This is a genomic window from Caldithrix abyssi DSM 13497 (assembly GCF_001886815.1).
Taxonomy (GTDB): Bacteria; Calditrichota; Calditrichia; order Calditrichales; family Calditrichaceae; genus Caldithrix; species Caldithrix abyssi.
The window spans coordinates 4,577,140-4,592,566 of record NZ_CP018099.1; the positions used below are offsets into that span (position 1 = coordinate 4,577,140).

At 49.2% G+C, this 15,427-nt stretch carries 10 protein-coding genes; 9 read left to right on the forward strand and 1 reads right to left on the reverse strand.

All coding sequences use genetic code 11. From position 1 onward, the window contains the following. Positions 1–21: 21 nt before the first annotated feature. From Cabys_RS18010 to Cabys_RS20675, 6 genes are all read left to right on the forward strand, one after another. On the forward strand, positions 22–3,129 hold the full coding sequence (locus tag Cabys_RS18010) for an efflux RND transporter permease subunit (RefSeq protein ID WP_006927946.1): 3,108 nt from the start codon (positions 22–24) through the stop codon (positions 3,127–3,129). A 55-nt stretch (positions 3,130–3,184) separates the two neighbouring features. Next, complete coding sequence (locus Cabys_RS18015; protein WP_006927945.1) at positions 3,185–3,520, forward strand: P-II family nitrogen regulator; 336 nt, start codon at positions 3,185–3,187, stop codon at positions 3,518–3,520. Between the two features lie 324 nt (positions 3,521–3,844). Next, positions 3,845–5,746 (forward strand): heavy metal translocating P-type ATPase, encoded by a 1,902-nt coding sequence (locus Cabys_RS18020; RefSeq protein WP_006927944.1) that lies wholly within the window; start codon positions 3,845–3,847, stop codon positions 5,744–5,746. Positions 5,747–6,434: 688 nt separating this feature from the next. Further along, the gene (locus tag Cabys_RS18025; RefSeq protein WP_006927943.1) at positions 6,435–8,363 is read left to right on the forward strand and encodes a FlgD immunoglobulin-like domain containing protein; all 1,929 of its coding nucleotides are present in this window, start codon (positions 6,435–6,437) and stop codon (positions 8,361–8,363) included. 186 nt (positions 8,364–8,549) lie between these two features. After that, a complete protein-coding gene (locus tag Cabys_RS20670) occupies positions 8,550–8,762 on the forward strand; it encodes a Uma2 family endonuclease (protein ID WP_169833734.1) in 213 nt (70 codons plus the stop codon). Next, the gene (locus tag Cabys_RS20675) at positions 8,759–9,013 is read left to right on the forward strand and encodes a Uma2 family endonuclease (RefSeq protein ID WP_052304154.1); all 255 of its coding nucleotides are present in this window, start codon (positions 8,759–8,761) and stop codon (positions 9,011–9,013) included. Before Cabys_RS20670 ends, Cabys_RS20675 begins: the two co-directional genes overlap by 4 nt. A gap of 737 nt (positions 9,014–9,750) precedes the next feature. Here the strand turns inward: Cabys_RS20675 and Cabys_RS18035 are convergent. Continuing rightward, a complete protein-coding gene (locus tag Cabys_RS18035) occupies positions 9,751–11,691 on the reverse strand; it encodes a T9SS type A sorting domain-containing protein (RefSeq protein ID WP_006927941.1) in 1,941 nt (646 codons plus the stop codon). A 392-nt stretch (positions 11,692–12,083) separates the two neighbouring features. Here Cabys_RS18035 and ribD point away from each other — a divergent pair, with 392 nt between their 5' ends. The 3 genes from ribD (at position 12,084) to Cabys_RS18050 (ending at position 15,405) form a co-directional block, all read left to right on the forward strand. Next, positions 12,084–13,172: a bifunctional diaminohydroxyphosphoribosylaminopyrimidine deaminase/5-amino-6-(5-phosphoribosylamino)uracil reductase RibD gene (gene ribD, locus Cabys_RS18040; protein WP_006927940.1), complete on the forward strand. Its 1,089-nt coding sequence runs from the start codon at positions 12,084–12,086 to the stop codon at positions 13,170–13,172. Positions 13,173–13,203: 31 nt separating this feature from the next. Then, a complete protein-coding gene (locus tag Cabys_RS18045; protein WP_006927939.1) occupies positions 13,204–13,851 on the forward strand; it encodes a riboflavin synthase in 648 nt (215 codons plus the stop codon). 327 nt (positions 13,852–14,178) lie between these two features. Beyond that, the gene (locus tag Cabys_RS18050; protein WP_006927938.1) at positions 14,179–15,405 is read left to right on the forward strand and encodes a bifunctional 3,4-dihydroxy-2-butanone-4-phosphate synthase/GTP cyclohydrolase II; all 1,227 of its coding nucleotides are present in this window, start codon (positions 14,179–14,181) and stop codon (positions 15,403–15,405) included. The last annotated feature ends 22 nt before the right edge of the window (positions 15,406–15,427 follow it).

Consider the following 15,427-nt stretch of genomic DNA (forward strand, 5'->3'; position numbering starts at 1 on the left):
TAAACAAACCGGAGAATAAAAATGAATAAAATAATAGAGTTTTCACTAAAAAATCGTTTGTTGGTTTTGTCGCTGACAATATTGATTATGGCCGGAGGGTGGTTCAGTTACAAACAACTGCCCATAGACGCCTTTCCGGACGTTTCGCCAACGCTGGTTCAGGTGTTTACCGAAACGGAAGGACTGGCTCCGGAGGAGATTGAAAAATACGTCACCTTTCCGGTGGAGGCGGCCATGAACGGCCTGCCCAATCTGGAGACCATCCGCTCGGTGTCCAATTTTGGCCTATCGGTGGTCAATATTTATTTTAAAGACGGAACTGATATCTATTTTGCTCGCCAGGTGGTCAATGAACGCCTGCAGGAAGCGCGCGAGCAAATCCCGGAAGGTTTTGGCGATCCACAGATGGGGCCTATCTCGACGGGCATGGGACTAATCCTTTTTTACTACCTGGAAGACACCACCGGGCAGTACTCATTAACCGAACTGCGAACCATTCAGGATTGGCTAATCAAATATCAGTTGCAAACCGTGCCGGGCGTTACCGAAGTGCTGGGCATTGGCGGCTGGGAAAAACAATATCAGGTGGTGGTCGATGCCAACGCCCTACAGCGCTACGACGTTACCATGCAGGACATTATCGAGAAGGTACGTGCCAACAATTTGAACGTGGGCGCGCAGTTCATTGAAAAAAACGCGGAAGAATTCATTGTGCGTTCGGTGGGTCTGGTTTCGAACATTGAAGATATTGAAAACATCGTCATTAAAACCATTGACGGCACGCCCATTTATCTGAAGCAAATCGCCGAGATAAAGATCGGCGGCGCTGTGCGGCGCGGCGTCCAAACACGGGACGGAATAGAAGAAGTGGTGGCCGGCATGGTGGTTAAGCTTTACGGGACAAACTCTTCCACCGTAATCAGCAAGGTAGAACAAAAGCTAAAAGAGATTAACAAAATTCTGCCCGAAGGCGTGCGCATCGTTCCCTACTACCAGCAAAAATCGCTGGTGCAGGCGGCCGTTTCTACGGTGACCGATGCACTGCTGCAGGGCATCATTCTGGTGGCATTAATTTTGATTATCTTTATGGGATCTATCCGCCCCAGTGTGGTGGTTGCCCTGTCCATTCCCTTCTCCATTTTATTTGCCTTTATCGGCATGCGCTACTTAAATCTTTCTATCAACTTAATGTCTTTTGGCGGATTGGCCATCGCCATCGGCATGATGGTTGACGGAACCATTGTGATGATTGAGAATGTGGACCGCATGCTGCGAAACTCCTCGCGTGATGAACCGCGCATTCACGTGGTGGCCAGAGCGGCCAGAGAAGTGTCCCGCCCCATTGTGTTTGCCATTTCCATAATCATCGTGGTCTTTTTACCTCTTTTCACTCTGCAGGGCGTTGAAGGCAAAACCTTTAAGCCGTTGGCCTTTACCGTATCGCTGGCCATGCTGGGCTCGCTTATTTTCGCTCTTTTTATTGCGCCCCTTTTTGCGCATTTGTTAATGCGCAGGCCAAAAAATCAAAGCAAGGAAAGCGGTTCCACAGAAATTGCGGTTGTCCGCTTTTTACAAAAAACCTACGAGCCCATCATTCGCTTTTTTATTAAAAGACGCATTTTAGCCATTGGCCTGGCGCTTGTTTTATTACTGGCCGGCATTGCCATCTTTCCGCAGCTGGGGTCAGAATTTACGCCCACGCTTCAGGAAGGAACCATTGTTTTACGGTTAACCATGTCGCCATCCATATCGCTCAACGAGAGTATGCGCCTGACTCAGATTGTGGAACGACGTGTCATGCAGGTGCCGGAGGTGAAGCATGTGGTTACGCGCATCGGCCGCGGGGAAGTTGGGGCGCATACCGATCCGATTAACAGCGCCGAGATGTACATCCTGCTTAAACCCAAAGATGAGTGGCGCACGGCAAAAACGCAGCAGGAATTAGAAGATGTCATTCGCCATGAAGTGGGAGAGATCCCCGGCATTCTGGCTAATTTTACGCAACCCATTCAAATGACGGTAGATGAATTATTAGAAGGCGTCCGCGCCGAGCTGGCCATCAAGTTGTTTGGCGACGATCTGGAAGTTCTAAAAGAAAAAGCCGACGAAATTGCCCGCGTAGTGCAGCGCGTTCCCGGCGCGGCAGACGTGCAGCCCGATCAGATCAGCGGCACGCCGCAGCTTTTGATACGCCCCGATCGGCATGCCATCGCCCGCTACGGCATTAATATGGAAGACGTACAAAGCGTAATTCGCTCCACCGTTGGCGGAGAGGTGGCCGGACAACTTTTTGAAGGCGTTAAACGTTTTGATATACTGGTGCGTTTTGCGCCGGAATTTCGCAGCACGCCGCAGCAAATCGAACAAATTCTGATTGAAACGCCAGACGGCACGCACATCCCCCTGGCGCAAATTGCAGAAATCAAGGAGATCGTCGGGCCGCGCCAGATTACGCGCCAGAACAGCCAGCGTTTTATCACCATTCAGAGTAATGTGGTGGGCCGCGACATAGGCTCTTTTGTGGCCGAGGCGCAAAAAGCCATCGATGAAAATGTGAGTTTGCCGCCCGGCTATCTGGTAACATGGGGCGGACAATTCCGCCTGCAGCAGGAGGCAAACAAGCGGCTGGCCGTGGTTATTCCCATTACGCTGATCATCATTTTTGTGCTGCTCTTTTCCAGCTTCGGTTCTCTGAAAAACACCTTTCTTATTTTGCTTAATATTCCGCTGGCGCTGGTTGGCGGCGTCGCCGCTCTGTGGATATTCGGACAGAATCTATCGGTGCCGGCTTCGGTGGGCTTTATTGCTTTGTTCGGCATTGCCCTGGAAAACGGCATGGTTCTTGTTTCCTATCTGAATAAGCTGTTAAAAGACGGCATGCCCATTGATGAGGCTTCGGTAAAAGGCGCGCTTTTGCGGCTGCGCCCTGTGCTGATGACCGCCATTACCACCGCTCTTGGATTAATTCCCTTACTGCTGGCAACGGGCGTGGGCAGCGAGGTACAGCGTCCGCTGGCCATCGTTGTGGTCGGTGGATTGGTTACGTCAACGATCCTTACGCTGCTGGTTATCCCGGCCATTTACAAGTGGTTTTCTATCAATACCGAAAGCGAACTGGAGGTCGATTAATGCTCAGCCCGGGAAACTCATCTCTTAAAATTTTAACTAAAAATAGGGAAAACAAATGAAACATATAATCGCATACATAAAACCGCACAAATTAACAGAGGTTACCATGGCGTTGCAGCGCATCGACAATTTAAGCGGTATGACCGTGCTTGACGTAAAGGGCTTTGGCCGCGGCCGAAAAACGAAGGCATCTCTGGAAGAACAACTGGTTGATTTTGTGCCGCATGTTAAAATTGAAGTTTTTTGCAATGATGAATTGCTCAATCAGGTGGTAGAAGCCATTGAAAAATCGGCGCACACCGGCCTGCGAGGCGATGGTAAAATTTACATTTGTGAGCTGCAGGAGGCCATTCGCATCAGCAGCGGTGAACGTGGAGAGAATGCGGTTTAACGCTGCTTATCTGCCTTCTGGCGACGCTTGAACGTTAAAAAGAGCGTCTGCCAGAAGGCAATTTAAACGTTTATCGGCAAGGCATCCGAGGCGAAAAGTTCCGTTCGCCGATTATTTCCAGCAAGAAAACATTAAAAAAGGATTTATTCCTGCTGAAAGAATGGATACGGAAATAATGTCGTCAAAATTAACAAACTACAGAAAGCGCACAAAAACCGATCCTGGATTCCAGCGAGGTGGAAAACAGGGATTTGTTCCTCTATAAAAAGGGAGACGCAAAATCGTTCTTTTAGCGCTTAAGCTAAATAAAAGGAGTTAATGAAAATGAAACAACATGAACCTGAAGGTTTCCACGGCAAGTGGTACAGCCATCCGCCCATGCGCAATGCGTTAATTGCCGGAGCGATTACCGGTGTGACATTCGCCCTGTCGTATTCCGGCCTGATTGCCCAGACATGGGAAATCGCTTTATACGTGATCGCCATGTTCATCGGCGGTTATCACTGGACGCGCGAAGGCTTTGAGAAACTAATCGAAGAAAAAGAAATCGGCATCGAAATGCTGATGATCGCCGCCACCATCGGTTCCGCCATTTTAGGCATGTGGGACGAAGCGGCCTTTCTGGTCTTTTTGTACGGCGCAGCCGAGGGCTTAGAAGAGTACACCTACGCCAAAACACGGGCTTCCATTCGTAAATTGCTGGACCTGGCGCCCAAAGAAGCGCACCTTTTGCGCAACGGCAAAGAAGAAACCGTACCCGCCGAAACATTGAAAGTGGGCGATATCTTTCTGGTCAGGCCCGGCGAATCCATTCCCACGGACGGTATTGTCATTAAAGGCCGTTCGAGCGTAAACGAGGCGCCGGTTACGGGCGAATCGACGCCGGTGGTGAAAGAAGAAGGACAGCCTGTTTTTGCCGCGACCATGAATCAGGAAGGCGCGCTGGAAATTCGCGCAACGGCTACTTTTCAGGACAACACCCTGGCCAAAATGATCCATCTGGTGGAAGAGGCCCAGGAGCAAAAAGGCAAAGCGCAGGCCTTTATCGAACGTTTTGGCCGCAGATATTCTCCGCTGGTGCTGGTAAGCGCTCTTTTAATGATCATTGTCCCTTATCTTTTAGGCGCTTCGCTTTCATTCTGCGCCTCAAGAGCCGTGGTTTTGCTGGTTGCCGCAGCGCCATGCGCATTGATTATGTCCACGCCGGTGGCTCTGGCCGCCGGAATCGGCACGGCCGGTAAAAACGGCGTTTTGATCAAAGGCGGCGTGCATCTGGAAAATCTTGGAAAATTAAAAGCCATTGCCTTTGATAAAACCGGTACGCTAACCATGGGCAAACCGGTGATTACGGACATCGTTCCGGCTAATGGCTCGACAGAAGACCTATTGCAGATCGCTTTGAGTATTGAACGGCTTTCGGAGCATCCTCTGGCCAGAGCCATTGTTCAAAAAGCGGAAGAATTAAACATAAAAGCTCTTGAAGTTAGCGAGTTTAAATCTATTGCCGGATACGGCGCCCGGGCTAAAATTAACGGTAAGTTTTTTGTGGTGGGACGCCCGGAATTGATGGGGAACAATGCCCTGCCAGCTACTCTGGAATCAAAAGCGCGCGCCTTGCGCGAACAGGCGAAAACGGTCATTGTCGTGGGCAACGACCATGAGGTTAAAGGGCTGCTCGCCGTTCGGGACGAAATCCGGCCCGGCGCCGTTCAAATGATTGAAGAGCTACACCGTCTGGGCATCAAGGTGGCCATTTTAACCGGCGATAACGAACAAACAGCGCAGGCCATTGCCAGAGAGTTAAAAGTAGATGATGTGCGCGCCAGCTTAAAACCGGAAAATAAAATGGACGCTCTGAAAGATCTACTGCGACAATATGGGGCCGTGGCCATGGTGGGCGACGGCATTAACGACGCCCCGGCGCTGGCTCAGGCAACTGTGGGGTTTGCCATGGGCGCTGCCGGCACCGATGCAGCCATTGAAGCGGCCGATATCGCCCTGATGGGCGACGACCTGGCAAAAATTCCATTTGCCTTAAGACTGGGCAAAAAAGTTCGCATCGTAAGCACAGAAAACATCGTCTTTTCCTTGCTTGTTTTGCTTTTTTTAATTCCTACAGCCGTCGCCGGCATGATGTCTGTGGCCACGGCCGTTTTCTTCCATGAGGCCTCTGAGTTGCTGGCTGTTGGCAACGGATTAAGGGCCGGTAAAATTAAAAACGCATGAATCACTGTGTTTGGTCATTGGCGTACGTAATGTGAAGTTTTTTAGGATATGTCAAATTCTTGTTTGGAAAAAATTAAATCCCGTAGGGATTGATGAGAATAGCGCGGCAGTTCACTGCCGGGAAAAGGGAAACCACACAAATGTAAAAATGTCCCGGAGGGACATCTGAATTTCCATCCCGCTGGTTTCAGCCGTCCCCACGGGACGGGATTGTGATCTGGTTCGGTGCATTTTCTTAGTGTGAAGTTTTTGTAGATGTGTCAAATTCTTGTTTGGGAAAAAATTAAATCCCGTAGGGATTGTTGAGAATAGCGCGGCAGTTCACTGCCGGGGGAAGGGAAACCACACAAATGTAAAAATGTCCCGTAGGGACATCTGAATGTCCATCCCGCCGGTTTCAGCCGTCCCCACAGGACGGGATTTAGTTTCGTGCAAATGCAAGAAGATGAATGACAGACCTGAGACCATTCAACCAATCAACCACTCTAGCGGTATAAAAATTTTCAAATCCCAGCATGACGGAGCAGATCCTACGAAGAAAGTATTCTAAAGATAGCTACTAACGAACCGAAAATAACAGTGTTCACCATTTGTATCCAAATAATGAGCAGCAACCCGTGACATCGGAAGGCGCAGACAAGGTTAAGTTTTGTAAAAAACAATGAAGTCATAAATTTAAGGAGGTATCATGCGCTGGTTATTTATTTTGATTGCTGTGGTAGGATTGATCTCAACTGGATTAGTGGCGCAAACCTTGCCCACCCAAACCTCTACTTTGTTTAGCGGTTCTGGCAACTGTGCCACCTGTCATCAGCCCGGTCCCCCCAACACAGGCGCTTTGTTAGATTTGCAGGGACGCGATGTTTCGCCCGTCACCTTGTGGCGTTCTACCATGATGGCCAGCGCCTCGAAAGATCCATTCTGGCAGGCAAAAGTTTCTGCGGAAATTTCGGCCAATCCGCATTTGCAAAGTGTCATTGAAGACAAATGCACCACCTGTCATGCGCCCATGGGGCGCACCGAGGCCATCTACAACGGCGCTTCCGGTTATACCTTCGCTGAAATGAAACTTGACTCTCTTGCGCTGGACGGCGTAAGCTGCACGCTTTGCCATCAGATAAAAAGTGATAATTTGGGCCTGTCCGAAAGTTTTAGCGGACACTATCTCATCGAGAACGACCGCATTATTTACGGCCCGTTTCAGAATCCTTTAACTTCACCCATGCAAAACAGCGTAAATTACACGCCAACTCATGGACTGCAGACATTAAACTCGGAGCTCTGCGCCACCTGCCACACTCTGTTCACGCCTTATGTGGATAACGACGGTAATGTGGTGGGAGAGGCGCCAGAACAAACGCCTTACCTGGAATGGAAAAATAGCGTTTTCCCCTCCCGCGATGTACAGTGCCAGACCTGCCACATGCCAAAACTTAACGAGAGCATAATAATTGCCAATCATCCTACTACTCTGGTGGCGCGTAGCGAATATGCCCTGCATTTTTTTGTTGGCGGAAATGTTTACATGTTGAAACTATTAAAAGCCCACAGCACTGCGCTGGGCCTTACGGCAAACACCGCGCAGCTCGACAGCACACTTTCGCGTACCATTCGCTTTTTGCAGAATGAAACAGCGGAGCTTTCGGCTGAATATCAATGGATAACCAGTGATACGTTGCTGGTAAAAGTGGCCGTTCAAAACAAAACCGGCCACAAATTTCCCACGGCCTATCCCAGTCGGCGCGCCTGGCTGGAATTGCGCTTAAACGATGCGCAGGGACAGGTGTTGTTCGAATCCGGAGCATGGGATGCCGCTTTAGGAGAAATTCGCTACTTATCCGAACCTTTCGAACCGCATTACACACTGATTACCAAACCGGAACAGGTGCAAATTTACCAGTCGGTGATGAAAGACGTGGACAACAACGTCAACTACACGCTGTTGCGCGCCGCCGGTTATCTTAAAGACAATCGCATCCCGCCACAGGGATTTAGTGTAAACGGCCCGGCCTACGATTCCACAGCCATTATTGGCAGCGCTGTAAATGATGTGGATTTTAATCGTGACGGTTCGGGCACAGATACGGTGATTTACAAAATCGGCGGTTTGAACAAAAATAATCAATATACTTTAACGGTAAAATTGAATTATCAGAGTCTGAGTCCCCGTTTTGTAGCTGATCTTCTACAATACGATACGCCCGAAGTACAGGCTTTCACCGCCTATTACCAGCAAGTTCCGAATCTGCCGCTGGTAATCGATTCCTTACAACAAACGGTCACAGCTACAGGTATTAAAAAAAGCCAGCTTCATTTTCCGCAGCGTGAGTTATTGGTCAGCGCGTATCCCAACCCCTTCAATCCGCAAACGACCATTAGCGTGCAAACCTCGGCAAACGGCAGACTGACCATCACTATTTTTAACATTAAGGGCGAAAAGATAAAATCGCTTGCCCAAACAACGGTTTCAAGGGGCGTTCACCGCTTTGTCTGGGAAGGGCAGTCCGATCAGAACACACCGCTGCCAAGCGGAACCTACTTGCTCCGCATCGAACTAACCCCCGACGGAGGGAGCGGCACACAAATACAAACAAAAAAGATTATTTTGCTTAAGTAGGCATTAGAAAAAGACACTTTTAAATAGAAATCAAAGCAGCAGGCGCTCAGAGCGACACTTCAATTAAAGGCCCGTCGTGTGAACACAGGACGGGCCTTTAAGTATTCTGTTTACGCCGTTTTTTTTAGCGTTAAAATGGCTTTAAATTCTCGGCAGATGATCAGCAGTAAAAATCAAATGCATGTAATGAAAGTTAAAGAAACCGCTTCCACTTACAAGGCAAAGTCAAAACCTCTCACCTATCAGGAATATCTAAAACTGCCCGACGATGGACAGCGCTACGAAGTGATTAACGGAGAGCTAATCATGACGCCTTCTCACTTAACCATCCATCAGCAAATTAGCGACGAAATCTTCTTAAAATTAGGCGGTTACGTAAAACAAAAAATATTGGTTTGATTTTTCACGCGCCTTTAGCTGTTGATTTAAGCGAAAAAAATGTCCTTCAACCCGATATTATTTTTATTGCGAAAGAACGGCAGGAAATCGTCACGGACAAAAATATTTCCGGCGCTCCGGCTCTGGTTGTCGAAATTCTCCCCCCTTCCACAGCTTACTACAACTTGTTCGATAAAAAAGAGCTTTACGAACAATTTGGCGTAAAAGAATACTGGATTGTTGATCCCCTGCGGCAGTGGATTGAAATTTAAAATCTCCAAGGAACCAAATTTGTTCTGACGCAAAAACTTAGAAAAACAAGGCCGTCTCAATCCTCTCTAATAAAGGGCTTCGCTTTGAAATTAGAAGAGCTTTTTCAAGAATAGTCATGGTGCTTTGTTCATGCACCTAAAAATGGCTGCGGTGGGGGCTGTTGGTTGGTTGAATTGTTTCTGAACTGTCATTTGTAAATCCAGCCCTAGCGAGATGAAGGGCAGCCCTGGGAATCTCTGCCACTGTCGGCGGGAAGAAGGAGTATATGAGTTAAAGAGTCCGTTGGCCGGATGGTTGAATAATAGAGCGGGAAAGTACGGCCTGAAATTCTTTTACCGATTCAATAGTGGAAGAATTTGCGTCTTGCACATGGAGTGGATAATGGGGCCAGGGGCTTGCGGTAAGTAGGCCCGGGGCGCTGCCCCGGGCCATGACCTCCGCCGGGCAAGCGGAGCGCTCTGACAGAACGCTCCGCTTCTGCCACCAAACAAAACGAACCTTTCAAAGCGTCTCGCTCCACATTCAACCATCCACGAAGAGCGCCCGGAATGAAAAAAGTACAATCACAGGGTAGGCTCACAGAGCAAGCCCACAGGGCATGCATCCTCGTAATGAGTAATGCACGATGAGTTAACGTCCACAAATTTTCAAGTAAAGATGACGAATCGATACCATTAAGAAAGGTCATCCCGAAAAATAATTCAGGACGACCCATGAAAAAACAATCAATGGAACATTATTTTAACAACATCGCCTTGCGCGTTACACCCATGCTGTTTACTTTAAGCGTAATAAAATAAATGCCAGAGCTGAATCCAGTGGCATCCCATTGCACCTGATGCAAGCCCGCATTTTTTTGTCCCTCTAACAGCCGTGCAACAAGCTTTCCCTGTGCGTTGTAAATATTCAGTTCTACGTTAGCCTGTTTACCCAAGCGGAAAGAAATGGTCGTCGCCGGATTAAACGGATTGGGGAAATTTTGCAACAATGAAAAATCCAGCGGCTGGTGCGCAGACCGGCTACCGGCCATGGCTGCTGGAATTCCGCTGGGATCGATTTTAGCAAAAGCCGTTGCCCAGCGGCCGTCTTCCTGGGCAAAGGGATCGTAATCGCCGCGCGTCCAGGCATATTGATTAAAAACCCAAAAATTGTAGGCATTATCAGGATCCAGAGCAATGGCGCTGTAATCTCCCCAGCGGTTGCCAATATGAATGGGCAAACCGGTGCGCACATAATAATCAAGACCTTCGTGAACCAGTTGTGTGGGTTGCACCTCTCCCGGGGCATCTGTACTTTGATGGACGGTAAAATAGGAACCGGCGTACATGGAATCGCCCACCACCGAAAAGCCAATGCCAATATCGCCCTTGTAGTTTGCGGCAATCGCCGGATAGCCGGTGTAAGCATCCACCTGAATATCATTCGCGCCGATAAATCCCTGCTGTTCCAGTACCAGGTTATTTAAATCAGAGGTGTTGACCGCAAACCAGAAAACCGTTGCCTGGCCGGCGTCGTCTCCCGAAGGCGGGTTTACAGTGGATGCGCCCAAAAGCGTGTCCCCTCTCCAGAAGCAACTCTGCGCGCGATCATCGCCAAAGTCGATTTTAATATTACTATCCTTTTGCGGGGCCTCGGGCACGCCCGCAGAATTATCGTGAATTTGCCCCGGATTCAAAAACTGCACGTTAAAAAAAGGTCCGCCTGCCGTGCCCAGCGGGTCATCCACGCGGAAAATGGCAATCAGGTCGTCATTACCGGCGCCGTCGTCCCATTCTGCGCTGTACAAAAAGGTGCCCACCGCTCCATTGGCGCTCGTTGGCTGCGGCCCGGACATAATGGCCGGCATTAAGGTAAAGGCCTGCTCGCTCAATCCCGCTTCACTGGAAGGATCATAGACCCAAACCTGAGAGGTATCCGTTCCACTGTACAAACCTTTGTCTAAAATCCACAATCTTGAGGCCTGATAAAGATTAGTGCCAAAGCTAAACATATTGCCCGTAATGTAAATGGCCTCCGCGCTGACCGCCAGCCCGGGAAAATCAAGCCATGTTTCCAGCCCGTTAACCGTTAATTTGGTGGCAATTCGCTGAAAATACCAGCCATCGTTGGGATTATCTGTGGCCGAAACGGCGATGTGAATGTAATTAATGTTGCCCGTGTCGCTCTGTTCATCGGCAATTACGACGTAACGATTATTATAAAAATCATAAACAACACGCGGATCAAACAGATCGGTAGGCGAGGTGGCCGCAAAAAAATCATTCAATCCTTCGCTGTGCTCCAGAATTCGGTCAACTTTAGTGTACCACTCAATGGCCGTGTTTACTGCCAGAAGAAAATGATTGGGCCCCACACATCCCGTGTTGTCCGGCGGCGTCTGCGCGTAGCCGTTGTACGCCTTATCCGTGTCATAATTAATGGCTTCGGTTACCGGCCCATCGATAAAAGGGAGCGCTTCGGCCGCAGAGGGCTGGTTTTGCTTGTGGACATTGGTTAAGCCTGCCCGCTCTTTCAGTAGTCCTTTTTGACGATACAGATTAAATTCGCCCCCGGCTGACAGCCGGGGCTTAATGGCCTGCCGATAAGAAGAAAATTTATGTGAATTGGCATGAACGGCGCTTAAACAAAACAGTGAAAATAGCGCCAATACCATTAAACGGTTAAATAAAGTGCGCATGATCGTCCCCTCTCATCTTTATAAGTTGCGCTTTAAAGTAAAAAACGGTTTGGCCAGCGTAAACCTCATTCGTCACAATACCCCCCGTTAAAATCAAGATTAATCAGGTTTTACTTACTGCCAATATTCCAAATTCAACCGATTCCATTTTCCAACCGGTAGAAAAAGATGGCGGCAAGCTTCAATGGCAGTAAAGTTGCCATTATTTGCTCGCCACGTCAAAGTACAAACCGCTGATTGGGCCCGGGGCGCTACCCCTGGCCCCACCTTATTAAACAAAACATTCTTTCAACCCTACGCCCTGTCCCGGCCGAAGGACTATTGTTAAATGTCCGTAAATTTTCTACATTGCTCGGAAGGAAGTTTTAAAGATCAGAAAGTGAATGCCGCAAATGTTCAGCCAATTTGACAAAAAGATGATGCGCCGCTGTTTTACCCTGGCGCGTAAAGGGCGTTTTAAAGTTCGGCCCAATCCCATGGTGGGCGCCGTGCTGGTAAAAAACGGCCGCGTCATTGGCGAGGGCTACCACCGCTACTTTGGCGGGCCGCATGCCGAGGTGGAGGCCTTCCAAAACGCCACAGAAGATCCTACCGGCGCCACCCTTTATTGTAATCTGGAACCCTGTTGCCACGCCAATAAAAAAACACCGCCCTGCACCCCGCTGGTCATCAGCAAAAAAGTAGCGCGCGTGGTAGTGGCTAATATTGATCCCAATCCCGATGTGAGCGGCAAAGGGTTGCAACAAATGCGTGAGGCGGGCATTCAGGTAGAATCCGGGCTGCTGCAAGAAGAGGGCGCGGAGCTGAACAGGGTTTTCTTTTTAAATATGAAAGAGAACCGACCGTTTATTACCTTAAAAATTGCCCGCTCGCTGGATGGATTTATTTCTGAAAGCAGAGATAAACAAACCTGGCTCACTTCAGAAAAGGCCATAAAATTTGTTCACCGCCTGCGCGCAGCACATCAGGCCGTGCTGGTGGGCGCCGGAACCGTCAGAGCCGATGATCCGCAACTTACCGTACGCATGGCGCGCGGCCCCCAGCCGTTGCGCGTGGCGCTAAGCGCATCGCTTATTTTTTCTGACCGGGCGCAAATCTTTACCGATCGATTTCGGGACAAAACCCTGATCATTACCACCCAGCAGGCCGACAAAGAAAAAATCGAACAACTACTCGGCAAAGGCGTTCGCGTTGAATCAGCGCCTGATTTGACTAACGGAAACATAAATCTGCGATTGTTGCTGGAAATATTGTGGCAAAAATTCAAAATCGGCTCCCTACTGGTCGAGGGCGGCCAGCAGATTTTTACGAATTTTTTGAATGAACGGTTATTAGACGAATTGATTTTAATCGAAACCCCGGTTTTGCTGGGCCAGGGTTTGCCGGCGTTTGATCGCCTGCGCGGTCATTTTCTACAATTAAAAACGATTAAAAAGTTAGGGCCAGACGTGGCCATCATTTACCGTAAAAAAGAAAGATGACAATCGAACTTAAAATTACTAAATTTGGCTCATGTTTACCGGATTAATCGAAGAAGTGGGAACACTGACCCACAGCAGATCAATAAACGGCGGGAAGCGATTGCTCGTTTCCGCCCAAAAAATTCTGGACGGCACGCGTGTGGATGATTCCATCGCTGTCAATGGCGTTTGTCTGACGGTTACGGAATTGACCGACGGCGGCTTTTGGGTGGATGCCGTGGGCGAGACTTTGAACAAAACGACCATTAAAAACTGGCGCCTTGGCGAGAAAGTGAACCTGGAACGAGCCTTGCGTTTAAGCGATCGGCTGGGCGGGCATCTGGTGCAGGGGCACGTAAACGCTGTGGGACGAACAACACGGCTGGAAAAAATGGGCGAGAACTACTGGTGGGAGGTAGAAGTACCGCAGACGTTGGTGAAGTACGTCATTGCCGAAGGTTCCATCGCTCTGGATGGCATCAGTCTGACGGTGGCCCGCTTAAATGGGAACAGAGTCGGCCTTTCGATCATTCCACATACTTACCGCCATACCGCCCTGCGCTTTCATCAGGTGGGCGCGATGGTGAATATCGAGGTTGATGTCATTGCCCGCTATGTGGAGCGACTGCTGCAGTTTGATAATAAAAACGGCGGCACAGGCGGGCTTTCTGAAGACTGGCTAAAAAGGATGGGCTTTTAAATTTCTTTTTCGGGCCGAAACAGAAGTCGGGCGCCGGGGCGCATTTTTTTGGGGTGTCTCAAAAGCGAAATTAAATGCATGATTATTTAAAATCATGGGAAATCTTACATTAGCCCTCACCCCCTGCCCACCTCTCCTGAAAATCGGGAGAGGGGGAATTAAAGGGGGTGAGGGAAAGAAGAAATTTATAAAAATACATTGTCTTTGACTTTTGGGACAGTCCCTAAAAACATAAAAAAATTTAAGAGCGGGGCGTAAAAGCGATCTCAGGAAAACCGCTAAAAAACCTTAATGGTTTGAAATGAAAATCAAATTCAGGAATAAGCAATGAACGAAGAGATAAAATTCAATACCATAGAAGAGGCTATCGAAGACATTCGTAACGGCAAAATGGTGGTGGTGGTGGACGACCGCGATCGCGAAAACGAAGGCGATTTAATCATGGCCTCCGAGCTGGTCCGTCCGGAAGATGTAAATTTCATAACGCGTGAAGCGCGGGGCATGCTCTGCATTTCCATCACCGAGGAACGAGCGCGCGAACTCGATCTTGATTTTATGGTGCCTGATAATGACAACTCGTCCAAACATCAAACACCGTTTACCGTAAGCGTGGATGCCAGGCACGGTACAACAACGGGCATTTCGGCTTACGACCGCGCGCACACCATTCGCGTCATTATCGATCCAGCCACCAGACCAACAGACCTGGCCCGGCCGGGACACATCTTTCCATTAATTGCTAAACGAGGCGGCGTGTTGCGTCGCGCCGGCCACACAGAAGCGGCCATGGACCTGGCGCGTCTGGCCGGTTTAAAACCCTCCGGCATTTTATGTGAAATCATGGCCGCCGACGGCACCATGGCCCGCGGAAAAGAGCTAAAAGCGTTCACCCAAAAACACAACTTAAAAATCATTACCATTGCCGATCTGATCGAATACCGACGTAAGCGGGAAAAATTCGTGCGGCGACGGGTGGTGGTCGATTTGCCCACCAGGTATGGTCAGTTTAAACTCTATCTTTATGAGAATACCCTGAACACCTACGAGCACCATGTGGCGCTGGTTAAAGGCGCCGTTGCCGACGGAAAGCCCACGCTGGTGCGTGTACATTCTGAGTGTTTAACCGGCGATGTGTTTGGTTCCAAGCGCTGCGATTGCGGCGATCAGCTGGCCGCTGCCCTGCAAATGATCGAAAAAGAGGGGCGCGGCGTGCTGCTCTACATGCGCCAGGAAGGGCGTGGAATCGGTCTGGTGAACAAATTGTTGGCCTACGCCCTGCAGGAACAGGGTAAAGACACCGTGGAAGCCAATGAAGCGCTGGGCTTTAAGCCGGATTTGCGCGATTACGGCATTGGCGCGCAAATTCTAAAGGACCTGGGATTGAGAAAAATCCGCCTGATGACCAACAATCCAAAAAAAATCGTCGGATTAAAAGGCTACGATCTGGAAGTGGTCGAACGCGTGCCCCTCGAAATTTGCCCGAACGAGGTAAATGAATTCTACCTGAAGACCAAAAGAGATAAATTAGGCCATTTATTTTTAAAAGATAAGTAGTTATATTTAGAGGAAAAGAACG

Coding starts and splice junctions, on each gene's coding strand:
- ribD (WP_006927940.1), top strand. CDS start 12,084: ATGTTCAGCCAATTTGACAAAAAGATGATGCGCCGCTGTTTTACCCTG.
- Cabys_RS18025 (WP_006927943.1), top strand. CDS start 6,435: ATGCGCTGGTTATTTATTTTGATTGCTGTGGTAGGATTGATCTCAACT.
- Cabys_RS18015 (WP_006927945.1), top strand. CDS start 3,185: ATGAAACATATAATCGCATACATAAAACCGCACAAATTAACAGAGGTT.
- Cabys_RS18050 (WP_006927938.1), top strand. CDS start 14,179: ATGAACGAAGAGATAAAATTCAATACCATAGAAGAGGCTATCGAAGAC.
- Cabys_RS18045 (WP_006927939.1), top strand. CDS start 13,204: ATGTTTACCGGATTAATCGAAGAAGTGGGAACACTGACCCACAGCAGA.
- Cabys_RS18035 (WP_006927941.1), bottom strand. CDS start 11,691: ATGCGCACTTTATTTAACCGTTTAATGGTATTGGCGCTATTTTCACTG.
- Cabys_RS18020 (WP_006927944.1), top strand. CDS start 3,845: ATGAAACAACATGAACCTGAAGGTTTCCACGGCAAGTGGTACAGCCAT.
- Cabys_RS18010 (WP_006927946.1), top strand. CDS start 22: ATGAATAAAATAATAGAGTTTTCACTAAAAAATCGTTTGTTGGTTTTG.
- Cabys_RS20670 (WP_169833734.1), top strand. CDS start 8,550: ATGAAAGTTAAAGAAACCGCTTCCACTTACAAGGCAAAGTCAAAACCT.